The organism is Paludibacter propionicigenes WB4 (genome assembly GCF_000183135.1).
GTDB classification, from domain to species: Bacteria; Bacteroidota; Bacteroidia; order Bacteroidales; family Paludibacteraceae; genus Paludibacter; species Paludibacter propionicigenes.
The window spans coordinates 703,059-727,572 of the sequence record NC_014734.1 but is presented as its reverse complement, the minus strand read 5'-3'; the positions used below and the strand labels follow the sequence as shown (position 1 = coordinate 727,572).

At 39.1% G+C, this 24,514-nt stretch carries 22 protein-coding genes; 2 read left to right on the top strand and 20 right to left on the bottom strand.

The annotated features are described in order from the left end of the window. Positions 1-8 precede the first annotated feature (8 nt). The 10 genes from PALPR_RS02950 to PALPR_RS02905 all read right to left on the bottom strand — a co-directional run bounded on the left by PALPR_RS02950 (position 9) and on the right by PALPR_RS02905 (position 7,938). Complete coding sequence (locus tag PALPR_RS02950; RefSeq protein ID WP_013444126.1) at positions 9-872, bottom strand: bifunctional methionine sulfoxide reductase B/A protein; 864 nt, start codon at positions 870-872, stop codon at positions 9-11. Positions 873-1,075: 203 nt separating this feature from the next. Continuing rightward, entirely contained in the window at positions 1,076-1,543 is a 468-nt protein-coding gene (locus tag PALPR_RS02945) for a DUF4293 domain-containing protein (protein WP_013444125.1), read from the bottom strand. Positions 1,544-1,545: 2 nt separating this feature from the next. After that, complete coding sequence (locus PALPR_RS02940) at positions 1,546-2,574, bottom strand: Gfo/Idh/MocA family protein (protein ID WP_013444124.1); 1,029 nt, start codon at positions 2,572-2,574, stop codon at positions 1,546-1,548. A 25-nt stretch (positions 2,575-2,599) separates the two neighbouring features. Beyond that, positions 2,600-3,181 (bottom strand): acyltransferase, encoded by a 582-nt coding sequence (locus PALPR_RS02935; protein ID WP_013444123.1) that lies wholly within the window; start codon positions 3,179-3,181, stop codon positions 2,600-2,602. A gap of 99 nt (positions 3,182-3,280) precedes the next feature. Then, positions 3,281-4,420: a DegT/DnrJ/EryC1/StrS family aminotransferase gene (locus PALPR_RS02930; RefSeq protein WP_013444122.1), complete on the bottom strand. Its 1,140-nt coding sequence runs from the start codon at positions 4,418-4,420 to the stop codon at positions 3,281-3,283. Between the two features lie 30 nt (positions 4,421-4,450). Continuing rightward, positions 4,451-5,443 carry a CdaR family protein gene (locus tag PALPR_RS02925; RefSeq protein ID WP_013444121.1) on the bottom strand — a complete coding sequence of 331 codons (993 nt, stop codon included), beginning with the start codon at positions 5,441-5,443 and terminating at the stop codon, positions 4,451-4,453. 9 nt (positions 5,444-5,452) lie between these two features. Next, entirely contained in the window at positions 5,453-5,773 is a 321-nt protein-coding gene (gene yajC, locus PALPR_RS02920) for a preprotein translocase subunit YajC (protein WP_013444120.1), read from the bottom strand. Between the two features lie 41 nt (positions 5,774-5,814). Then, on the bottom strand, positions 5,815-6,765 hold the full coding sequence (gene nusB, locus PALPR_RS02915; protein ID WP_013444119.1) for a transcription antitermination factor NusB: 951 nt from the start codon (positions 6,763-6,765) through the stop codon (positions 5,815-5,817). A gap of 182 nt (positions 6,766-6,947) precedes the next feature. Further along, the gene (locus PALPR_RS02910) at positions 6,948-7,343 is read right to left on the bottom strand and encodes a phosphoribosyltransferase (RefSeq protein WP_013444118.1); all 396 of its coding nucleotides are present in this window, start codon (positions 7,341-7,343) and stop codon (positions 6,948-6,950) included. An 85-nt stretch (positions 7,344-7,428) separates the two neighbouring features. Next, positions 7,429-7,938, bottom strand: a complete 510-nt coding sequence (locus tag PALPR_RS02905) for a hypothetical protein (protein WP_013444117.1) — start codon at positions 7,936-7,938, stop codon at positions 7,429-7,431. Between the two features lie 467 nt (positions 7,939-8,405). Between PALPR_RS02905 and PALPR_RS02900 the strand changes: the two genes are divergently transcribed. Together PALPR_RS02900 and PALPR_RS02895 are read left to right on the top strand one after the other, a co-directional pair. After that, positions 8,406-8,780 carry a DUF3276 family protein gene (locus PALPR_RS02900; protein WP_013444116.1) on the top strand — a complete coding sequence of 125 codons (375 nt, stop codon included), beginning with the start codon at positions 8,406-8,408 and terminating at the stop codon, positions 8,778-8,780. Positions 8,781-8,880: 100 nt separating this feature from the next. Next, complete coding sequence (locus PALPR_RS02895; RefSeq protein ID WP_013444115.1) at positions 8,881-9,897, top strand: threonine aldolase family protein; 1,017 nt, start codon at positions 8,881-8,883, stop codon at positions 9,895-9,897. A 36-nt stretch (positions 9,898-9,933) separates the two neighbouring features. Here the strand turns inward: PALPR_RS02895 and PALPR_RS02890 are convergent, their stop codons facing one another. The 10 genes from PALPR_RS02890 to PALPR_RS02845 all read right to left on the bottom strand — a co-directional run bounded on the left by PALPR_RS02890 (position 9,934) and on the right by PALPR_RS02845 (position 24,202). Continuing rightward, a complete protein-coding gene (locus PALPR_RS02890; protein ID WP_013444114.1) occupies positions 9,934-10,764 on the bottom strand; it encodes a GNAT family N-acetyltransferase in 831 nt (276 codons plus the stop codon). A 91-nt stretch (positions 10,765-10,855) separates the two neighbouring features. Then, on the bottom strand, positions 10,856-11,332 hold the full coding sequence (gene ybaK, locus PALPR_RS02885) for a Cys-tRNA(Pro) deacylase (protein WP_013444113.1): 477 nt from the start codon (positions 11,330-11,332) through the stop codon (positions 10,856-10,858). Positions 11,333-11,337: 5 nt separating this feature from the next. After that, a complete protein-coding gene (locus tag PALPR_RS02880) occupies positions 11,338-12,738 on the bottom strand; it encodes a hypothetical protein (RefSeq protein WP_013444112.1) in 1,401 nt (466 codons plus the stop codon). 365 nt (positions 12,739-13,103) lie between these two features. Then, positions 13,104-13,790 (bottom strand): hypothetical protein, encoded by a 687-nt coding sequence (locus tag PALPR_RS02875; RefSeq protein ID WP_013444111.1) that lies wholly within the window; start codon positions 13,788-13,790, stop codon positions 13,104-13,106. 52 nt (positions 13,791-13,842) lie between these two features. Beyond that, a complete protein-coding gene (locus tag PALPR_RS02870) occupies positions 13,843-14,517 on the bottom strand; it encodes a hypothetical protein (RefSeq protein WP_013444110.1) in 675 nt (224 codons plus the stop codon). 65 nt (positions 14,518-14,582) lie between these two features. Further along, positions 14,583-17,075, bottom strand: coding sequence for an alpha-L-arabinofuranosidase C-terminal domain-containing protein (locus PALPR_RS02865; protein WP_013444109.1), 2,493 nt, complete (start codon positions 17,073-17,075; stop codon positions 14,583-14,585). Between the two features lie 103 nt (positions 17,076-17,178). Beyond that, the gene (locus PALPR_RS02860; RefSeq protein WP_013444108.1) at positions 17,179-17,592 is read right to left on the bottom strand and encodes a hypothetical protein; all 414 of its coding nucleotides are present in this window, start codon (positions 17,590-17,592) and stop codon (positions 17,179-17,181) included. Between the two features lie 551 nt (positions 17,593-18,143). After that, positions 18,144-20,285, bottom strand: a complete 2,142-nt coding sequence (locus tag PALPR_RS02855; RefSeq protein ID WP_013444107.1) for an alpha-L-arabinofuranosidase C-terminal domain-containing protein — start codon at positions 20,283-20,285, stop codon at positions 18,144-18,146. 92 nt (positions 20,286-20,377) lie between these two features. Continuing rightward, positions 20,378-22,978: a hypothetical protein gene (locus PALPR_RS02850; RefSeq protein ID WP_013444106.1), complete on the bottom strand. Its 2,601-nt coding sequence runs from the start codon at positions 22,976-22,978 to the stop codon at positions 20,378-20,380. A gap of 27 nt (positions 22,979-23,005) precedes the next feature. Next, complete coding sequence (locus PALPR_RS02845; RefSeq protein WP_013444105.1) at positions 23,006-24,202, bottom strand: thioredoxin family protein; 1,197 nt, start codon at positions 24,200-24,202, stop codon at positions 23,006-23,008. Positions 24,203-24,514 lie beyond the last annotated feature (312 nt).

The window sequence follows — 24,514 nt, the reverse complement described above, 5'->3', positions numbered from 1 at the left end:
ATTGTTTTTTAGAAAATTTTCCGGTAAATATGACAATAAGGCGTACCGTTTTTCTTTTCGTAGTATTCCTGATGATAATCTTCGGCTTTCCAGAACTCAGGCGCCTTCTGTAGTATAGTTGCTACTTTATAGCCCTTATCTGTCAGAATGCGTATGTATTTTTCTGCTATTTGCTTTTGAGCTTCGGATGTATAAAAAATTACCGATCTGTACTGATCTCCAATATCAGGTCCCTGCCCTCCTACTTGTGTGAAATCATGCGTTTCAAAATATAGCTTTACCATATTTTCATACGATGTTTTGGTGTTATCAAAAACTACTTCAGTTGTTTCAGCATGACCGGTTTCACCGGTACACACTTCTTTGTAAGTTGGATTCAGAGTATGCCCACCCATATAACCTACAGTAGTCGAGATTACTCCGGCAGCTTTCATAAAGTGATATTGCGTTCCCCAGAAACAGCCTGACGCAAAATAAGCAGTCTCGTGCGTGTTGTTTTCTTGTTTCATTTTTTTAGCTGGAATAAATTTTAGTGATATAGAATTTACGCAAAAGCGTGTGTTCTTAGGTGTAAAACCTTCATTTAAAAATACATGACCTAAATGCGCTCCACAATTATTGCATATTATTTCGGTGCGTTTGCCATCAGCATCAGGAATTCTTTTTACTGCGCCGGGTATTTCGTCATCGAAACTTGGCCATCCACAGTGAGCATCAAATTTATCTTCGGATCGATACAAAGGAGCATCACATTGCCTGCAGACGTATGTACCTTTTGCAAAATTAGTCTCATATTCCCCTGAAAATGGTCTTTCTGTGGCTTTATGCAGAATAACTGCCTGCTCTTCGGGTGTTAGTGTATTTAATTTCATTTTCTTTACTTGTTGATTACAGGCACTTTGGCTAATCAGTAGAAATATACCTAAAATTATTGCTGTTAGATTTGTTTTCATTTTACCGGTTCCCTCAATTTCAGGACAAAACAGTTGAAACCTTGCCTTTGTTCAATAAATGCAAACAACAAACGCCTTCTGAGTAAAAGGCGTTTGTAAAGCTGTGAAGTAAAACGATAAAACTAGCGTAGACGATCAGCCGATTTTACCAGGTTTTCATCTTTACCAATAGCTCCGATCGTAAGAAAATTCAAAATCAGATTTACGATAGGAAATACTGTTGTTATCTTTAGATGCCAGTCAGTATGCAACCGGTTACAAGCAGACCAAATGTAGAAAAGCAAGAAAGCATAGTAACCAACCATAAACAGCATATTAATAACACAATAACGTATTTGTTTAATCCTGTTCTTATAGGAGAAAATGGTTATTAGTGAAAAAACCGCCACCACCATCGAGATAGCAGTCAATCCCCATATATTCGATTCGAAAATATTTCCTGTAGGTTTTACTAGCGAAATACCATTAATATCAACGAGATAAATCAAATTATCAGCGCGGTTAATCAATTCGGCAATTGGCGAGAATATTACAAATCCCGACAGAATAACTATTATTAATAAGTAAAGAGTTTGAATTCGTTGTATCATAATTATTTAATTTGTTTTTTCCATTGTGTATCCCTGACTGCATAGATTCTCTCTATAATATCCACAACATTCAGTCCTTCAAGAGCGTTTGTGGTGATGTTTCCTTTGTCGTTCAATTTCTCAATAACATTTTCAATAACCAAATGATGATTTTGGGCAGATCCTTTGTATGAACCATAATCATTTGGTGGATTTGATGCCGGAAGTTCAGGCATTTCATAATCTTTTATATGGCAATAGGTTACTTCATTCATATATTGTCCCGAAACCTTTACAGTCCCTTTAGAACCGATAATCGTGATACTGCTTTCTAAATTAGAGTTCCAAATAGAGGTCGAATAGCTCAAACAACCCATGCCACCTTTTACAAAACTGAAATTCACGATACCACTGTCTTCAAAATCAGTCAGCTTCTCATGATTAAAATCTGCAAAGCTTCCATTAATATGCTGAATATTGCCAAATAGCCAATATATAATATCAATAAAGTGCGAAAACTGTGTAAAAAGAGTTCCACCATCTAACTTCGCATCACCATGCCATGTATCTCGGGTATAATATCTTTCATCTCTGTTCCAAAAACAATCAAGTTTTACCATAAATATATCACCCAGCGTTTTGTTGTCAACCAGTTTTTTCAGCCAGATTGATGGCGGAGAATACCGGTTCTGCATGACACAAAATACATGGCATGATACTTCAAGCGACTTAAAAAGAATCTTTTCTGCATCTAATTTACTCAATGCCATGGGTTTTTCTATTACAACATGCTTTTTACACTCAAGAGCTTTGATAGCATATTCTGCATGATAACCATTCGGAGTGCAGATATTTATTACATCAATATCCAAATTTGCAGCCAACAACTCATCGTAATCGGTAAAAAATCTTTCTTTTATATCCGTCAGATTTAGTTTCTCTTTTGGCAAAACATCGCAAACGGCAACTAATTCAGCTTCCGGATTCCGACGAATCATTTCAGCATGCCTTTTTCCAATGTGCCCCTGCCCTATTACTGCAAATTTTATCATATAGTATTGATTTCCAACATTAAAATTATAATTCGGGAATAGCGTATACAGTTTCGTTATTCAATTCGTATTCCTGACCTGTCTCAGGACACCGGGCTCTATTATTTTCATCAAATATCAGCTTATGCCCATTAATACTAACCCAGCCAGTTTGTTTTGCCGGATTTCCAATAACCAACGCATAGGCTTTCACCGGTTTAGTGATTACAGCTCCGGCTCCTATCATTGCATATTTCCCGATTTCGTTACCACATACTATTGTAGCATTGGCACCAATGGTAGCTCCTTTGCGTACATAAGTTTGTTGATATTCATCCTTCCTGACCACATGACTTCGCGGATTGATAACATTGGTAAATACCATCGATGGTCCGAGAAAAACATCATCTTCGCAAATAACTCCGGTGTAAACAGAAACATTATTCTGAACTTTTACATTGCTTCCAAGAATTACATTAGGCGAAATTACTACATTTTGCCCGATATTACAAGCTTCTCCAATAATACAACCGGACATAATATGCGAAAAATGCCAGATTTTGGTAGCCTTACCGATTTGGCAATCCGAATCAATAACAGCTGTTTCGTGAGCAAAGTATTCTTTCATATTATCTCTTATTTGGCTATTTAGTTTTAAATCAGAGCACGAAGTTGAATAGCAATAAATTATTCAGAAAGCGAAAAATGAATTCCCGATTGAGAAAAGCTATTCTGAATGTTTTTCAATAAATTCCAATACACTTCTTGTAATATACTCCAATTGATCTGTATCCAACTCAGTATGCATCGGCAACGATAGTACACATTCACAGAGTTTCTCAGCATTGGGGAAATCACCCAGCTTATAGCGGTCATTTTTATATGCTTTCTGTAAATGCAACGGCACCGGATAATAAATCATGCTAGGTATTCCTAGTTTAGCAAGGTAATCTTTCAGAGCAGAGCGGTCAATACCATTCAGTTTTAAAGTGTATTGATGAAACACGTGTGAGGAATTTACTGAGCGCTTCGGAACGATTAACCGTTCGTCGTTTGCAAAAGCATTATCATAAAATGTTGCAACTTCCTGACGACTATTGTTATAACTGTCCAAATATTTTAGCTTTACATTCAGTACGGCAGCCTGAATGCTGTCTAATCTCGAATTTACACCTACTATATCGTGATGATATCGTTCAATCATTCCATGGTTGGCTATAGACCGTATCCTGAGTGCTAACTCATCGTTATTGGTAAAAATTGCACCTCCATCTCCAAAACAACCCAAATTTTTTGAAGGAAAAAATGATGTACAGCCTACATCTCCCATGGTTCCCGATTGGAATGATTTTCCATTAGCAAATGTATAAGTTGAACCAATTGACTGGCAGGCATCTTCTATAACATACAGGTTATGTTGCCTGGCTAGTTCCAAAATCTGTTCCATTTCAGCATTTTGTCCAAATAGATGAACAGGGACTATGGCCTTTGTGCGGGGTGTAATGGCTCTTTTTATAGATTCAATATCGATGTTGAATGTATCAATGTCAACATCGACTACAACGGGAGTTAATCCCAGCAACGCTACCACTTCGGCAGTGGCTATAAAAGTGAATGTAGGCGTAATTACTTCATCGCCGGGCTTTAATCCTAAAGCCATTAAAGCAATTTGTAATGCATCTGTTCCATTGCCAACCGGAATAACGTGCTTCACATTCAGGTATGTTTCCAGGTTTTGTTGAAAATCTACGACTTTTCCTCCTTTTATAAAAGCTGATGAATCAATAACCTCTTGAATGGCAGAGTTTATTTCAACTTTAATCTTTTCGTATTGACCACGCAGGTCAACCATCTGAATAGTCTTCATGGTGCAATACTCCTTCGGGTTTGAATAAGGTTATTTTTGTTCCAAAATGAATTCTACTTCCACCGGAAGGATTCGAATGTTTGAGATATTCAAACTATTGTTTCTTATTTTGAGAACACCCTTACTGGTTTTGGCATTCTTTAATTCGTTATAGTCCAAATAAACCTGAATGTCTGAAGGAGAAAGTGTATTAAATTTACTGAGACCTACAATGTAAGTTGAATTAACAAAAGCAGGAAAAGTGCGGATAGACAAATTCTCCGGACAATTTAATGCTGTAATCGGAACTTGTACCTTTCTTTCGGTAAAAGGTTCGACGAATATGCTCACTTTGATAGATTCTGAAGACAATCGGACGTGATTAACCGGTTTTAATTGAACCTGAAGATGAGTTGTGTCACTCAGATTATTTATTGTTAGTAATTCAGTCGGAATTGATTTTAATTTTTCTACAGCCTTCTTAGTTCCAAAAATCATAACACTATCCGGACTGAGCTGAATTTTATTACTCAGCATGTATTGGTGGGATAGTTCAATTTTCGCATTAAGTTTAACCGGAAGCTTAGCCGAAACAAGTTTTTCGTATCTAATCAAAAGCGAATCGGGATGCACTTCGCTAACAATTGTTGTAGGTTGCAGATGCAAGTATTTAGCTATTCTGGTGGTAAGTTTATCAGAAGTAATCAGAATTTCTCCTTTGTGATGAAAGTTTTGCCGAAGGTCAATAGTCAGTGGACTATTATGCTTAGCTGTATAAGTAAACAGACGCAGACCCTGGTCTTTTAAATTTATAGAAATTTCTGTCGGAGGATTATTCGTGATAGCATAATTCATCGGCAGACCTACAAATTTAATAGGTACACTTATCACTATTTCGTGTTCTTTACCAAGCGAATGGACAAACCAGAAACCTGCAGAAAGAGCAAGAAAAAGCAAAAAGCTCAAAATATCCTTTGATAAAAAGAATAGTTTAAGCTTTTGCAGGTAATACTTTAGAAATTTTATGCCGCTGCTTTCTGCCATAGAAACGATTTATTTAGCAGGAGCTTGAATATCCTCAGGAGTTGCAAAAACAGAGTTTTTGTCAACTTTAATGCGAACATTGTCAGCAATTTCAATAGTAACAGTAGTTTCTTTTACATCTTTTACTTTTCCATAAATACCACCTGAAGTTACCACAGAGTCACCGGCTTTCATTGCGTCACGTTGTTTTTTGATTTCTTTCTGACGTTTGCTTTGTGGACGTATCATGAAGAAATAAAACACGACAAATACCAGCGCCATCATTATCAACATTCCATAATTGCCACCTGCAGGAGCGGCTGCTTGTAATAAAACACTCAAAAGACTCATATTCTTTTCTTTTTAAAAATTATACTTACAAAAATAGTTTATTATTTTTTATTATCACTAAACATGACGACTTTAATCAATTTATTTTCGCTTTTTAATTGACCAACGATATTATCGAGTACTCCATTGATAAATGTACCGCTCTTTTCAGTGCTGTAAGTTTTTGCTATTTCGATATATTCGTTTAATGTAACATTCACCGGAATAGTAGGAAAATCCATAAGTTCGGCAAGTGCCACCTCCATAATAACAATGTCCATGAAAGCGATACGATCCAGTTCCCAGTTTTTTGTGTTTACGTCTATCATTTCACGTAATTTCGGACCTTTGGTCAACACACTGCGCATTAGTTTTCGTGCGAATTCTGCATCTTCTTCGTCTTTGAACATAGGAAGAAGCGGTTGCTCATCACCTTTGCTCTCATCAAATCGCTTAATTGTTTTGATAATGAAGCTGACCACCATTTCGATATCGTCTGTCCAGTAGATATTCTGATCCTGTATCGAGTCGTCCAGCTCTTCGCTCTGCAGAATGATTTTTTTGAAAATTTTACGCCAAATATCTTTATCTGCTGCATAATCTGTAGCAGGAGCATTCATATATTCTGAGTAGAATTCAGAGTCTATGATCTTTTCGAATAGAACTTTGATAATTTCCGAATCGTTCACCCATGATAGCTTATGAGCTTGGAGATATTCATTGAACTGAATGTTATTCGACAGCTGAGCCACGAATGCATTGTCAATAAAACGGGTGTTAGGATTTAAATCTTCCGGGGTTGGACGAAGCTTGTTTCTCTTTGTTTCAATTTTGTCAGCTGCAAATCGGGTGATTTCTATTGACAACTGAAGTAAGTGATAGTAAAGATCGTATGTTTTCTCTATACTGTGAAACAATTCTTTCTCGGCTAAAGGCAACGATTTGCCATCGCTTTTATAGTAGGAATATAAGATTTGAACAATCTTAATACGCAATAATACTCGATTAATCATAAAATACGTTGAACGCTTTTTTTATTATACATTTCACATAATGTATAATTCGTTGTTAATGAAATTGATATACCTCAACTCAATTTCTAATTTGGCTGCAAAGATAATACTTTTTCCTATTAATTTGTAAGAATATACAACAAACTAGATTACTGAATAAAATTTATGAAATGTATATTTATTTATACAATCCAAGGAAAACGGAAACACGCTTCGTCATATAAACAATAGTCGGCTTTACCATTTACAGCCAAAGTTTTTACTATCTCAGCATCGGACAATAATGCTTTGGCAAACTCAAGTGTAGTACCGGTTTTAACACGGTCATCCACCAACAATACTTTTTTACCTTTGAAATCAAAATCTATTTCGGCCAATAATTTGGGTTTGTCATACAATTTGTTTTGCATAGCATCGCGTAGATTCAGCTTCAACAGATAATACTCACACCCCAAACGTTGATTTATCATGGCTGCCGGAATAATACCTCCATTAGCTATTGCCACTACCATATCAAACTTTTCGGGGATATCGATAGTTCTTACCCGCTCCAATACTTCATCAAAAGATTTTTCCATATATCCATTCTATAGTGTATGTATTTGTTATATCAACGATATGTTTTTCCCGAATGCCCAAACAATTACACGTTTATCAGACCAATCACCATTTAGCAATTGCTTTTAGAAAATAATATCCACCAAATAATTGGAGAATAATTCCGGGAAATCCTAATCTTACATCCTGCATTGCGGCCATAAAACTACCAGTGATTAAAAATTCGGCAATCATACCCACTCCCTGATAGAAAGCAATCACCAATAAAAGGTGTTGAAGTTTTATTTGTTGTGTACGTTGCGCTATATAACCGGCTGCAATGGCAATAAGAGACGATTTAATGAGTATGATTGGGAGCATTTCCATTGCAGGCATACCGAAAAGCAAGTGATTGACCAAAGGTGAAACCAACGCAGTAAGTAATCCGGTGAAAATGCCATACTTATATGCTGCAATAAGTGTGAAAAAATATATAGGTAATAACACTTGTCCGCCAAATGGCAGTAAATGTGTAAGCTGAGGCAATAGTATATTACCTGCTACAAAGAGTAATGCAAAGATGTAAGATTTAATTTCAATGGCTTTGAGCGAATAAAGTTTAATTGTTGATTCCATGATTAGCTTGTATTAGCGTTATTTGTATATTATTGAATTTCTCCTTTGTATGAAAGAACTTAGTTTTGTGTCATTATCTTACACATATCATCTTAGTTTTGACATACAAAAATAGCCATTTATTTTATTTATCCGTCTATTAAACGAATGATTATTCTGTATTTATACGTTTAAAAAGGACAGAATTCTCAGGTTATTATCTGTTGAACACTTTTGGCTTTTCATTCATAATCTAATTACATCCTTTTTTTAGACGCAATTCAATTCAAAAAGTTTAATCTGAATAAATAAAATGAAGTGAAATACAGTAAATATATTACATTTGAAAAATTTATTTGAAAAAAAACAACAAAAATGCCGGTTTTATTTGATATATTCAAAAAAAATACAGAAATTTGAAGACTCATAATTAACTCATAATTAATAATGGCGAAATTAACAACAGTACGATAAATATTTGCGGTATTATGGAAGTAGAGAAAAAGAAATTTGAGATTGAGAAAAAGGATAACGAAATCATTTATTCAAAGGCAATCAAAGCGGGAAAGAGAATTTATTATCTGGATGTGAAGAAGAGCAGAAACGATGATTTATTTTTAGCCATTACAGAGAGTAAAAAGAAAGTGGTTGGTTATGAAGAAACTTCTCAGGTTACTTACGAAAAGCACAAGATTTTTCTGTACAAAGAAGATTTTGATAAGTTTATTGAGGGACTTGAAGATGTAGTAGGCTTTATCAAACGTGAACAAGGCGAAGCAATACAACGCTCTGAAGAAGTTGTAGAATCGGTTACAGCAGAAGAAGGTAAATCCAAAAGTTTTTTTGATAAATTCAAGTTTTAAGAATCTGTTTTAGAATATAATATACAAGGAACCAGGATGTAAGAATTTTAATCTTATGTCTTGGTTTTTTGTTCATGCACCAATATAATTAAAGAGAAAGATGAAGTCCTTTGCAAGTGATAATTATTCCGGTATTCATCCGGAAATTTTTGAAGCTATTCAACGTGCTAATAACCAACACCAAATTTCGTACGGTGAAGATTTTTTTACAGAAGAAGCCAATGAGGTTTTTGAGAAGGTGTTCGGACCGGTTACCGTGCTTTATACCTTTAATGGTACCGGTGCCAATGTAACTTGCCTTAAATGTTGTACTTTGCCTTTTCAGGCAGTTGTTTGTTCGGAATATGCTCATATACTGGCCGATGAATGCGGTGCACCTACACAGAGTATTGGATGCTCTCTCCTACCCCTCAAAACTGCCGACGGCAAACTGACACCCGATATGATCAAGCCCTTACTCAATCGTATTGGTAACGTGCACAACACGCAGCCACGTGTTATCTCTATCAGTCAAAGTACTGAAGTGGGGACAGTATATTCTATTGCAGAGCTGAAAGCATTGTGCGACTTTGCTCATGAAAACGAAATGTATGTACACCTTGATGGTGCACGTATATCCAATGCTGTGGCTGCTTTAGGTGTTGGTTTAAAAGAAGCTACGGTAGATTGTGGCGTAGATATTATGAGTTTCGGAGGAACGAAAAACGGGTTAATGGTTGGAGAAGCTGTATTAATTTTCAATGATGAATTAAAAGCTAATGCGCCTTACTTTCATAAGCAAACAGCTCAATTATTTTCCAAAAACCGTTTTATATCTGCCCAATTTACAGCATTGCTTAGCAATAATTTGTGGTGGCGCATGGCAACTCATGCCAACGAAATGGCTCAATTATTGGCTTCTAAAGTAAAGAATCTGCCTAACGTAAAAATTACAAGAAGTGTTGATGCCAATGCCGTGTTTGTAATAATTCCCGAGCATGTTATTCAACCTTTACGGGCGCAATATCCGTTTTACGAGTGGGATGCCGAATTGCATGAACAACGCTGGATGAGTTCTTTCGATACTACTGAGGAAGACGTAATTGAATTTACCGAAGTTCTGAAAAAGCTACTATAGTTTGGAATATGGAATTGATGCTCTTTGCGTAAGATTTTACTTCAACAGTCTGAAAAATGGCCAATAAACGGTAGGTTCAAACCCAAGTTTCTGAGCCAACAGATACGAAGCAGTATTTTCGAGTTTACAACCCCATACAGGTTCGTAATCGTTTTCCAGACAGTAATCAATCAATGCTGAACATGTAATTGCTGCGTATCCCTTTCCGCGATAGTTATCTGAAGTTTCGATTCCTATTTCCAACTGATTACCAATTACAAAAGCGGAAAAAGCGGTACAAGCTACAGTAGAACCATCCATCACACTGAATGCCATAGCTTTTTCAATAAAATCATCGGCATTATTCCAAAATCGCGCAGGAATAACGCTTCCCTGCATGCTTTCAAACATTTGTCTGTCAGTAGGAAAAACGGGTACATTATCCCGAATGTGTTTACTTTTAAATTCGAGATACTTGGCCTTATTGAATCTGAAATTTACACGCGTATTTTCTTCTATTTTATCGTTGTGAATCGCAGTTTCGTTGTCTTTTTGCTTGATAAGATGATTCGCCAATTCGGTAGTAATAAGTTCATTCCATGCGTTTGGAAAAGCTTGTAGCCACTCAAAACGGTTCCGAATTTTAGGGGTATTGAGTGCATGCTGAATCAGCCATTTGTTGAATGATTCATTTGTAGTACACCCAAACAAAAGCGACATTCCATAAGGGTGCTCCACGTAAAAAACTTCAGGTTTAAGGGTGTTATCAACATAAATCTGCCCATCTATATGTCCCTGTACAACAGCATCCGCAAATAAATGATTTATTTCTACCTGTTGAAGAGGTTCTGATGCCTTATAGTATTCTTTCTTATCTAATAAAATCATCTTCGTATTTTAAATTCGTTATAATTCTTATGCACTAAATACAGAAGCACATATTCTCGCATTGAGCTTACCGATTGCAAAATTACAACACTTAGACGACTAAATAACCTACGGTGGCTTTTATTTCATTAATTAAATCCTGTGGAGTAAGGTATAGTTGCAGTCCTCTTTTGCCGGCACTGACATAAATTTTGTCGAAATTACAGCAGGAGTCATGAATGTAGGTAGGGAAATGTTTTTTCATGGCTATGGGTGAGCACGCTCCACGAATATAGCCGGTGACTGGAAGCAGGTCTTTCATCAAAAGCATCTCACAATTTTTGTTTCCCGAAATTTTCGCAGCCTTTTTCAGGTCCAGCTCCTCTGCTCCCGGAATGATACACACAAAATGACCTGTTTTATCTCCTTTCAGCACCAATGTCTTGAAAACGCGCTCCACAGGCTCATTCAGTTGCGATGCTACATGTACAGCACTCAGGTCGGTTTCATCTACCTCATAACTTATCAATTCATACGGAACAGCGGCTTTGTCGAGCAGTCGGGCAGCATTCGTTTTATCAGTTGCCATAGTGATCAGTTCTTATTGTTTCTGTTGTAGCCAAATAAGCCGTTGTTTTTTATGTGTTGAAATACCTTATCAGGTACGTAGTTTGCAAAGCTATCATCGCCGTTTTCAATCAATTCCGAAATATGCTCCGATCTGATTTCAAGGTTTTTGGGAGCAATACTCTTGAGTACGAGAATCTTTTTTATTGCATTGAGGTATTGCCAGAGTAGTTTATTTTCTTTTGAGAAGTGGTCGTCGTCGGGATATACCACCTCGCCGCTACGGGCATCGATATAAGGATATAAATATATCTTCACATGTTCCTGAAACAAAGCACCCATGGACTCGAGCAATCCTCCACGTAAGTCGGTATAGTTCTCGCTATCCAGAATCTTGTCAAAAGCAGGTAACCCAACCACAATGCGGAGTTTGATGAGCTTAAACTGACCGAAATATTTCACTAGTTGAAAATATCGATAGAACTTTGAAACCATAACGCTTTGTCCCATCATATTGAGCAAATCCACCCGGTGCAGAAAGTCTTTTTCATCCACTTTTTCATTCTGCATAAGGTATTTCAGCGATATTTCGCAAAATGCTATGGTATTATCGGGTTTGTAATTTTCATCCCGTTTGAAGAAATCCAGGCTGTCTTCTATAAATTCCATTCCCAGATTATTGATGGGTCTGAAATAACCTCTCAGCACGATTACATTCTTTTTGTATAACATATCGCTCGGCTGCTGAACTTTGCCCGATTGGTCGAACATGATAGCGGGAGTCATGTCGTTATTCACCAACATTAGGTTGAGAAGTCTGTTATCTACCAGTTTCATATCCGGCCCTTCGACGTATATATAATCAACTTCCACACGGTCGGTATCCAGGTTGTCCAGCAACGAAAGCAGAATACTCTGAGGATCCTGCCATTGGAACAAGCCTCCGTAAATCAGATTAATGCCCAGCGTGCCCAGCGTGTATTGCTGCAAAAGTGTATCATTTTCATGCAATTTTACATGAATGAACATTTTGTTCGGACTATAGCGGTCGGTGCCTTCCACTGCAATGCCCAGCCAACCGTTTCCCTGATTGGTTTTTGAGAAATTCAACGTCTCTACCGTGTTGGCAAAAGCGAAGAATTTTTGGGTATTTTTCTTGTCAAGGATTTCTATCAGCTCGTCATATTCGTAGTCAAGCATTTTTCGCAGACGGTCTTCAGCCACGTAGCGCGAAGATGTTCCCTGATTATAAAAATGGTCACTGAACAGCTTATCATAGGCTGAAATTGATTTGGCTACTGTGTTTGATGCGCCTCCTGCCTGAAACAGATGGCGTGCAGTTTCCTGACCACCTCCTATTTCAGCAATGGCACCGTAGTAGGTTGAATTGATGTTGATATGTACCGATTTTTCTTTTGTGCTCAGCATGTCGATTTCTTTTGCTGTTGATGGGATTTCAAATTATTTTATAGTTCTAACACCGTAAAAGCATTTCTGTTTAATGTTTGAATGTCATTTTTTCAATTTAATGTATTACCGTGAGTCCGATATGAGGCTTCATAAATTCATTGAAATTCATTTGCCAATATTCCCAGAGGGAATTTATATCCATAGAATATGTTAGTTTTTGGCATTTTATTCCCCGTTAGGGGATAAATAGGTAAATCCCCTAACGGGGAATTAATCCACTCTACACCATACTTCTATTGCTATTTAAGTCCTAACGGACTAACGCATATATCGAACTCATGTTGTATTAATAAAGGACAGTATTCATTCTGAATTGTCTTTTACTACAGCCCGGGATAAGTAGTTTTCACTGTATCGGGATCATCACTCATATAGACAGGCTCGTTGTCGGCACCCGTTATAAGCAGTACTCTGCCAAATGATTCGGGTAACTGAACCGAGACTGCTGTTTTCCATTCGCCCCTACCCATAACGGCTATGCACTCGTCTTTTTCCAATATGCCTTCTTTGTATCGTAGCTTTCTGTTTAATCCCAATAATCCTTCAGCCGATTGTCCGTGTTTTTTCAGAAACAGTTCCAGGTTTTCGGTTGGGTTATTCATAAACCCCGATGAATATTTTCGATCCATGATTATATAGCTTTTCACGCTGCTATCTGTCGCGATGCATGCTCGGTATCTGCCGTCACGAATAACAAATTTTCCTCCTACTTCCCGTTCTATCATTTTTTGCCAGTGAGAGCTTTTACCAGTTGATATAAGTTCTTCCACCAATACATAGTAATACGCACAAGGTCGTCCGGATAAAGGAGCAATAAGGGGTTCTCCGACAAATTCAACGGTACCTACAACTTTAGCGATATCACCCGATATAAATTCTGATATTTTCCGATCGACTGCTTTTTTGAGTTTTCGTTTTACTACCGCTTTTTTGCTAAAGTATATTGTAAGGAATATAATCGTTCCAACAATCAGCACAAACAGTGCGGGAATTAAAATTTCTAAATCCATATTTTAAATTTTGTGGTGTATTCGGTGATGCTTCTCTATTAATTCTTGTAAATCAACTCTGACGAAGTAATTTCTCCGCTATTTTTCTCAATTCTTCATCCTCATCAAAACTCGCAACATGCTTTATGTCTGATTTTGTTTTGAGCATAGTAAGCGCCAGTTTACGGACTTTCTTTTCATTATCGAAAAAAGCTACATGACGAATATTTTCCTGTTTTTTTAGCATTGAAACAGATAACAGACGGATATTTACGTCATTATCAAAGAATGCCACATGTTGAATGTCGCTCTCGTTTTCAAGCATAGTGACAGCCAGCTTACGCACTTCAACATTAGCGTCGAAGAATGCTACATGCTGCAAATCCGATTGATTTTTCAACTGAGTCACGGCCGATTTTCTGACCTGAACATCCTCATCAAAAAGAGCTTTTTGCTGTATCGTGGAGTTTAAATCCTGAACGTTAGCTTTATGATTTGCAGCTGTGTCTGTAGCTGATGTGGTTTCTTCGTGCTTTACAAGCACGCCATTTACATAATAATCAGTTTTACGTATATAGTGTTTTTTGTAAGTCAGCACCCCTTTTCTAATGGAAGCTGTATCCAACGAAGAGATCTGCTTAACAACAGTAACAGTGTCTTTTGATTCAGAATGTTTAGTAGTAGTCCGTATATCATAAGTACATGAAGCAAAGAACAGTAAAACCAGCACAAAATAAAGATTTTTCATATTATTGTATTTTTGATTTTCAGTTTACAATTATAGCTTTGGCCAAAATAAGTCCTTATCAACATTTACTTTGTCAGATTAAGCACTCCGGCCGATAAAGGCGCTAAGGTGATGGTCACTTTTGCACCTACAGGAACTACATTCTGTTTTTTTACTGCAACGGCGTTTGGAGCTTCCATCGAATTGGCAGCCGTCAATGAGCCGGGAGCTAAGTATTCATATCCTGCACCGGTAAGTTTTTTCCAGTCTCCGGTCACGGTCAACTCATAAGGCTTGTCGGTAGGATTGACAATTTTTACGATTACTTTCTGACTGTTTTCAGAAAGTGTGGTGCTGATATTTAAATCACCTGTTTCGCCTGTAAAAGCTAAGCGGTTTTTAGAAAAATTGTCGTGCCACAGTTTAGTAACAAGGTAATTAGGCGCAACAAACAATCCTTTGTAATCGAAGTTGATAAAAGCATTGTTCCAGGCAGGCGCGTCGGTGCGACGAATAAACAAAGCTGCCGCACCCATCTCAACTACAGGTTGCGATTCGCACACATTCAGGAAACCTCCGGCAAATAGACCTGTACGCCAGTCGATGCTGCTCAGGTTCCATTCCGAAATGTACAACTTGATTTTTGGATTCGGACTTTTGGCAATGATGTCGGCATATTTTTTATATTGTTCAGCCAGTTTTGTCGGACCGTTGGCATATCCGTTCGGATTTTCGTAGTGGTGCAGACTGATATAATCGAAATAGGTCCCCGAGCGGTTAATCATGGCTTTATCGTTGTCATCAAATCCACCACATACGATAATTTTGATGCCCGGATCCACTTTGCGCATGGCAGTAGAAAACTCACGAACCGCTGCTTCATAATTGTCCAGTCCGAATTCCCACATTTCGTTATCAATTTCCCAGTATTTTATATTGTAGGGTTCCGGATGTCCGTTGGCAGCACGTTTACTACCCCACTTGCCTGTGGCAGGTTCGTTGCAATACGCCACCCAGTCGCAGGCTTCCTGCAAAATCTCGGCATGTTCTGAAGCCGGACGATCAAAACCAATGCGCACCACCATAACCGGCTCTGAGTTAATCTGACGGCACAGTTGGATAAACTCATCCGTTCCGAAGCTATTCTGGTCGTAGTTCATCCACATATAGTGCGGCCAGCGAACACGTGCTTCCTGTGGTCCAACTCCCCATTTCCAGCTATATTGAGCGGCATATCCCCCACCCGGCCAACGCATATTGGTGGGTCCGAGTTCTTTTACAGCCTTATAAATGTCCGGGCGGAAGCCGCCCAGGTCAATGCCTGTTTTAGGCATCATGCTTACCTGATCTACCTGTAGTGTACCCCCTTTAGCTCCGATAGCCAGTTCGGCATCGCCTGTATATTCACCGGCATCCAATACAAATTCATATTTTTTCCATTCCGCACCCGGCTTACCCAACACCTGAACGGCTTTGTTTTGACCATTAGCTGTGAATGCAATGCTCAATTCTGCCGCTCCATCACCTTTTGCCCAAATGGAACCCACGTATTTCTCTCCTTTTTTGATGGAAAACGGACCTTGTGTGACTCCGGCAGTTTCTGCACCAGCTTTGATTCTTTGAGAATAAGCCATATTAACAGCATTGCCTTTTTCCATAGAAAATTCAGCTTTCCCAAACGATTTCCACTGAGGTGCAACAGCAGGATTCACCACCACTTCGGGTAATCCGGTCATGTAAACTAAAAATCTGTCCAGCGATGAAACCTGAATGTTTTTGTATTGCGCTTCGGTGTAATTTACCCCCAAAACAATATCATTCTTTTTGGCATTACCTTCTAATCCATTGTAAGTAAGTACGGTTTGCTCGTCCCATTTTACCGAAACCTGTTTACCTGATACTGCGATAAACAAATTGTGCCATGCTTCGGCTTTGTCTATCTGACCCGGTTTTACCGGTGTACTTGCTACCACTTCCCAGGTGTTCACTTTCATAGGTTTACCATCCCGTCCCTGACGCTCTGTAACCGATTGTTTTTCGATGGCAAATGTAGCTTCTTTGGCAACCGGTTGTGGATTTCGTGGATTTGCGGGTTCGTATTGCGGGTCGTGCAGGCGGAAGCGGTATTTTAATCCGTCCGAGATATTTTTGAATTCAACACGCATATCGGCATATCCTCCACTCCACATGTGTCGGGCAAGTTTGTAGGCACGCCATTTTACATCGGCAGTTAAGACGTATTGATCAGTCTCTACACTGGTTAGGGGGATGGGTTGTTCGAATAAAGTAGGCGAATGTAGTATTTCACTGTCATCGGCGTACCAGCCATCGAAGAAACCTTCACGAGGCGATATACCGGGGTATTGTTCCGGTTCGAATGAGCGCTCTGCAATCATTTCGCCCCACAAACCGCCGTCGGCTGAGAAATAGATGTGTTCGAAAAGTTGTCCGTATATTTTAGTATCGATAGTTCCCGATGGGGTGCGGGACTTTACATTGATATTTACTTTTTGGGCTTGCTGGGCATAGGACGCACTACAGACGGTCAGTACGAACGCTATTACGAAATGTTTACTCATTGAAATGTTATTTATTAGATAGTAAGATTAAATTGAATAAGCTGATAATTACCTTTCGGTCGTTACAGGCTGATGTTTAGATTATAGCTCCGATATCAAACCTTTACCAAAAAAGTATCACTTTTATGTACATGGTTTCAGGTGCTTCGGCCACAAAATCCGAATTGGTTACATAGAAGGTCATTCCTCCTTTTTCCACTTCGTAATCTATGGTAGTAGTCCACAGATTTCCTTTTGCATCCGCACGGTGACGGACAAAAGGCAAGACCTGCTGATAATCATCGTAATCGATATAGGCAATAACGCCTCCGTGGTTGTAGATGGTGGACGTTAGTTCATCCATTCTGACGTGGGAGGAATAGTATTTACTAATGCCATCGGAATACAATGTCCATTTGTCCTGATTAATTTTCAGGTTTACAATTTGTTTTGTCGTGAGATCTTCCTGATACGAAAAGTTTCCATCGCAGGAGCTTAACAACACTGCGGATAAGAACAAGAATAGTAGTTTTTTCATATGATATTATTTATTCAATTTAGCTTGTAAGTAAGTGGAAGAATATAATGTCGTATTGTCGGAAAAGAATGGAACGCTGATTTTACGGATTGAGCGGACTTGCCTGCGGCAGGCAGGTAAAAACGGATGATAATTAAACGGATTTAAATCTGATTTTAGTCATGCAAGCATGACAGATAAGAGTTTAAACTATTGAAAATCATCTCGACTTGTCGAGATTAAAATCCGTATAAAAATCCGCTATATCAGCGTTTATCCGCGTTCTAATCTTTTTTCATTGCTAGATTTACTTGTATGACATTATATTTATCTAAGTACTTAAATCGCATTGTACTCTATGTTTATAGTTATATCATAAAAAAGTTCTCATAATTTTTTAATGTGTAAAGGTAAATAAATTATTGTATAACTTTGTGTTTATTTACTTCAATATTCGTTCCAAAATTTGAATATTAAAAAAAATCTTCAATCGAAGTTGATTTTTATTTATCAGCTTCAATTGAAGATTTATTGTCGGATCTATATTCCCTTAGCTTTTGGTATACGTTTTATTATTTACCTGTTTGCAATTGATATACATTTACGGAATAGGGTGCCAGTTTTTGTTTAAACACTGAGGCTATACCTTTTATTTTAGTTGTAACAGGTACAATTTTCACCGGATCGGTAATGGTGTTCGTATCTTCTGCTTTTTTACCGCTTATCACTACCAGTGTGGCGTTTTTCGATACTTTGCCTATACCTTTCAGGTTGATTTCCACCGGCTGAACTTTGCCCAGTGTATTTACTACTTTAAGATAGACTGCACCGGTTTTATCGTCTTGAGTGGCAGCATAGAAAATAGTAGGAACTGAAATTTGTTTTACTTTGTTGATACTATCCCTTTTCGATAATGGTTTCAACTGTGTAGGGATGTTTTCGGCACTCATTGGTATAATTTTGTTACCAAGGTTTTCGCTGAATACTTTTTGAACGTAGTACGATGGTGATCCAAACGCTGTGAGGGCATTGTATCCGATTAAGTCCGAATCCCACTGCCATGCTTTAGGAGCAGTGCTTGTAGCTGTGTTTACGTTTACAAACAACGGAGCATAACACGACATAATGATAAGGTCTGAATTGCGTTCCATTCCGGTCATCCATGCAGCATCTCCCAACGCAGCATTGAGATTGGTAGTAGGTGCACCTTCGCGTGTAGCCCATTCGCCTACGAAGATTTTAGGGCCGTTACGATCATACTTATCGTATTGATGTGCGTTTTCCCACATATCCCATGAACTGCGGTAGTAATGTTCGTCCAGTACAGCCGGTGATTTACCGGTAACTTTTTGTGTTGGATACTGTGCATCGGCAATCGTTGAAACACAGATCAGGTGAGGATATTTTTTCTCAATAGCTTCGCGGAATTGCTTAAAACGTCCATCGTAGCTGTTCGAGCGGTCGAACCAGTCTTCGTTACCGATTTCTACATAGCTCAGTTTAAACGGTGCAGGGTGTCCATCGGCAGCGCGTTTAGCTCCCCAATAGGTATTTACATCCCCTATCACATATTCTATTTCGTCTAATGCATCATCCACATAAGGTTTCAGTAGCGGACCGGCATCAATGTGGTCGCCGTCCAGCGAGTAACCTGCATATACACCCAATAACGGTTCAGCACCAATTTCTTCGCACCACATCAGGAATTCATACAATCCCATACCGTCGGTAGGACGATAACCCCACGAACCTTTGTGTCCGGGACGATTGTCGATAGGACCCAGCGTTGTTTTCCAGGGGAAAGCATCCGCAAAGTTAGGACCTTCGAGGTAATTACCTCCGGGAAAACGCAGGAACTTAGGTTTCATATCAATCAACATCTTGGTCAGGTCAATGCGGTTTCCGTTCGGACGGTTGTTGTAGGTAGGAGGAAATAACGATACCAGATTGAAGTAATAAAGCCCGGTACGATCTGTAGAAATAACAAAGCGCGCATCAGCCGTAGGTTTTACATCGGCTGCTGTTGTCAGTGTCAATTCATATTTTTTCCATAATGTACTTTTAGCAAGATCAATGGTGCCCGAAGCATACACTGTTTTTCCATCGTTACTTTCAATGCTTACTGTTATCGGTCCAGCCGTATTATCGGCAATTACCGGAGCAGCGGGAGTTTGTGCAGGAGCAGCTCCCTGCGGTCCAAAGCGGCGTGGAGGAGTACTTCCCGTACCTTTCAGATAGAATGAAGCTTTATAGGTTGTGGATGGTTTTACGGGAATACCCCAGTAACCTTCGTTAGCCAAACCTACCTTGCTGCCACCTTTGGGAACTGTAAGTCTCAGGCAGGTGGTAAGTGCACCATTAATGGCATGTCTTCTTTCGTCAAATGGAATATTGTCCGGGTCGGCAGCAATCAACTTGATAGATGCTTTTGTGGTAGTGTCTTGTTGTACCAGACTCCATCCTTCGGGTTTGGTTTTATTGTCTTTGAAAATGCGGTTACGTATAAGTTCTGCATACAGCCCACCGTCGTAAGCGTGATTAATTTCTTCGGTCATCAATCCGTAAAGTTTCGGACTGACAGCAGGACCGTTTTTAGTGAAATCCAATGTCAACTTCGTGGTTTGAGCATTGGCGGACGAATTTACCAGAAACGGTAAACCCATAGCAAAGAAACATATTTTCAGAATATGCCTCTTTAATGTTTTTGTTTTCATGTTTTTTCTGTATTTATTTTGAGATTTAATAGTATAAAGCACAAAAGTATGAAAATACGAACAATTACAGTATAAAAAATACCATAATTCACTTATTTCTTCAACACTCCCATCACTCCTTGCGGCGTAATGGTTTCGGCACTGATGCTAAAACTCTTGCAACTGCTGTTATTATAAAACTGTATCAGGGCTTTACCTTCTTTATTTGTTTTTACCGAAGGGTTCCAATACAGTGTACGACGATAATCTGCCTCAGGTGGTAGTATGCTGTAATTCGGACTATAAAACTCCTTAACCTGACTGTAACCATCCATCCATGTTTTGCGTACGCCCTTGGCGGGTTCGGTAGGTGTTACCCAGTCTGGGAAAATTTCAATAAATACTACACAGCTGAATGCAGCTATCTTATCCATTGGTTTCCACATTGGGTCACCATAATCAACTTTAGCTCCATTGTCTTCGCTTACATAAACTGACTTGATATAACTCATCCTCAAATAGAGAGGTATTTTTAAAGTTTCTTCCCAAGAGATTGCTTTATAATCCACTACTACAAGAGCTAGTCTGTTTTTGTATATTAATTTGCCTTCTACAGAACCCATGCTGGGTGACATAAAAAAGTCTTTATTAGTTTTGATTAAAAAGTCATTCAGGTATTGTTCACCAACATCTCCTTTATCTCGCATTTTGTCCTGTTCAGCATATACATCATAATGTACTGCTGATTTCTTTCTGGCATCCAGAATATCTTTCTCTTTGCTGTATTTCTTGGCTTGTACCACCACTTCTTTCAAATGCAGCATTTTACCTTGTACGCCTTTCTTAGCTATTGAGTCGTAATTGATTTTCGGGATAGCGATTGGAGTTGAGTCTTTTGCAGCACGAATCAATGAATCTTTTGTAGCGGATCGAGCCACTTCCTGCGGAGGAATATTGGCAAACAAATCGCTGTAAAGATAGCGCTTGGGCTCGGGGCTGAACAGTTTGTCAAGCACCGTACGATAATCTTTGGTTTTGCCCTTTTCCTTTACTGCAAACACCAAATCCCATCTCCCCTCCACATCGGCTGCAAATCGGAAGCGACCCAGACTATCGGTGACAAAGTTTTCCATAAAACTACGCGCCACCTTGCCGCTGTCATTCTTCTGGGTAATCAGTGTCGATACATTCACTTTGGGCTTGGGTACAGATTTGACAAACGATACCACCTGTCCTTGGACTTCTATGGCTTTCTCCGGTCTATGCTTCAGCTCAAAGGGTTTCTTCCCGCTTACCCAATCCCAATCGAAGCGATGCCATCCCTGTACCATCAGCAACTGGTCGAGTGCCTGACGGTGAATGCTGTCCGTAGATTCAAAGTAATAATCCGGGTTGTGTACATAGCCTCTTATCTCCGACATAAGCAGCAGATTGGACTGAATGTCCTGATTGGGTTTTACATCGTTTTGTTTGTCGCGTATGGATACCGAGAAAGTGGTCTCTACCGGAATCGTATCCTGTTCGGTAATGGAAAACTGCATATTGACCTGTTCGTGGGGTTGGTATGATGCTTTATCCGCCTTCTCTGTAATAGTCAGTTTTTCATTCTGTGTAACAAACAGCAAGCGGTCGGCTACACTCTGTCCTGCAGAATTAAAGAGTACAATTCTGGACACTCCGGCTGGCAGGTTTGTCTTATCAATATTGAAGCTTATGGGTTTACCTGCCGATAAATCAATCATCACATGCTTTTGCAGTGTGCTACCACTCATCAGTACCAGTCCATACAGTTTACCTGCTGTGCTCCCATAAGATTGTACCCGTATGCCTATGCTGTCGGGCGAAGACAGGTTATCCACACTCAGCACCACGCCTGCCGGCTGAACTGCTGGTAAATCGAACTGATACGTTCTGTTCTGATAGTTCACTGAAATTTTGGGTGCTTTATCGTCGGACTGGACTTTGTTAGCCGGAGTGTATGTGAATACCCCGCGCCCCGCGTGCGTGGTTTTGAAGTAGACTAAGCTTTCTTTGTTTTCACCGATAATCTCTCCTGTAATGTCAATAGGATTACCATAAGCATCCGTTGCTTCGAAAGCTACGCGCGAGGAAAGACCCTGAACCAGATGACCTCCTTCGGGAAAGAGTTTGACAGTGACCTTCTTTTCCTTCACGGGTTTGGGGCGGAACATGGGGTATTTACCCCGTCCGTATTCCAGCAGACTTTTCTCCGCATAGTCACCCTGTTTCTTTGGTTTGTCGTACACAGGAAAAATGCGGGAGAAAATGGTTTCTTCTCCAAAGTTGAGCATGTATTTGGTGTAAGCCCGTACTTCATAGTAACCCGAATAGAACGGCAACTTGTTGAGCGAGAAATTGCCGTGACACCGACTGTTCTCCACCTTTAGTATTTGTGTTTCCACCACTTCCCCTCCCGGATTAAGCAGTTCCACGTACAGGGTTTTGCTGAGCTGACCAGCCTGATGCTGACCCGAATTTACAAGATAGCAACTGAACCAAATATCATCGCCCTGATAATAGCAAGTGTTGTCCATGTGCACATAGACTTTTTCTTGCGGTAGGTTACGCGAGAAATGATTGATAACGCTCAAGTATCGCGTCAGCTTATTCAGCGTAGTGTCGTTGACCTGAGCAGCAAGCTGCGTTATCAAACAAAAGCTCAGAAGCAGAAATCCGGTTGTCTTTTTATTCATATACTATCTCATGTCAATTATTCAGGCTTATTTTGCTTTTCTAAATCTCTCTACTTCATCATGGTAAAACTTTAAATCCGTGTCGCTCTTTTCTTCGGTAGCTACTTTTATGGCCAGTTCTTCATGTTCGATAGCTTCTTTCACGTAACCCAGGTCGAATAAAATATGTGCATAGGTATCGTTTATCGGATGATTATTCGGTAGCGCATTGTGTGCTTTTTCTTCCCATTCTTTAGCCAGCTTCAGTGAGGCTATATCATCAAACTTGCGGTAATTTTCGTAAATAGTCCAGCATACACCATTTATGCTCATTGGTTCTGAATCATCCGGGACGATTACTAATTTTGCTTTAGCTATAAAATTATTCCATTTTGTTTTGTCTGTTTTGTTTGTTTGAAACTCATAACTGACTAAATTAAAATCGCGTAATACTAAAAACTTTGCATATAGCGCCGGATCAATTGATTTTACTGATTCCGCTTTGGCAGGATTATCTTTGTATTTTTGCAGGTAGTAAGCAAATCCGTTAACTATTTTGCTATCCACCTTCTTTTTATCGAATTTCTGTTCGTAAGCTGAGCGATGTTTCAGAAAATACTGGAACTGCTCGTGGTCAATATCGTTGATGAAATTCACAAAAAGGTCCCAGGCTTCTATAGATAGCTTTTCCTCATCGCTGGCTGTTTTAAAGTATTCTGTTACCAATGCATTAGCATCCGGGGAATAATGATTGGCTTTGAGATAAAGCAATAATGTCTGAACGCTTTTGTCTCCCGCTTTCATTTTAGCAGTTATACCACGTAAGTTTCGGGTCTCATCCAGTGCTGCTTTACCAAGATCAATAAATGCAAAAGCGGGCATAGAACCTAGCCCCATATGCACCTTTTCGCCTTCGGCATTTAAAAACAACAGTGTGGGAAAAGCCTGAACACCGTATTTTTCCCGAATCTTTAGTCCTTCACCTTTTTCCATATCAAACGTAAGATTGATAAAGTGACTGTTGTAGAAATCACCTACTTCCTTTTGTGGAAAAATCTCTTTGGCCAGGAATTTACAAGGGCCACACCAGGTGGTGTAGCAATCGATAAACACCAGTTTACCTTCTTTTTTAGCTTGTGTCAATGCTTTTGACAACAAAGTGTCTTTACTGAACTTAATGCCGACTTCCTGTGCGTAAAGCGAAGCACTGAATACTACGAGAAATAATAACACTGTTTTTTTCATACTGATTTTTTTGGTTGATTAGCTATTTGGTTGATTAGTTGATTGGTTCTGAACCCCTCCGCTGCGCTCGTCCCCTTTGGCTAGGGGACAATTACCCGGTGCGGTTTTTCTTATAATTAATTATCAGAAGCTATATTCACAAACCTGTATAAGCCCTATTTCAACATCCACAAAGCCATGCACCCGGATGATCTTCCCTTTTTAAGGGAAGTACCCGATTTACCGGGGAATGGGTTTCTTTTATTTCTTTTTCTTCCTACTCCACCTCACAACACACTTTATCCCAAACTCTTTCTGGTTGTTCTTTAAAGC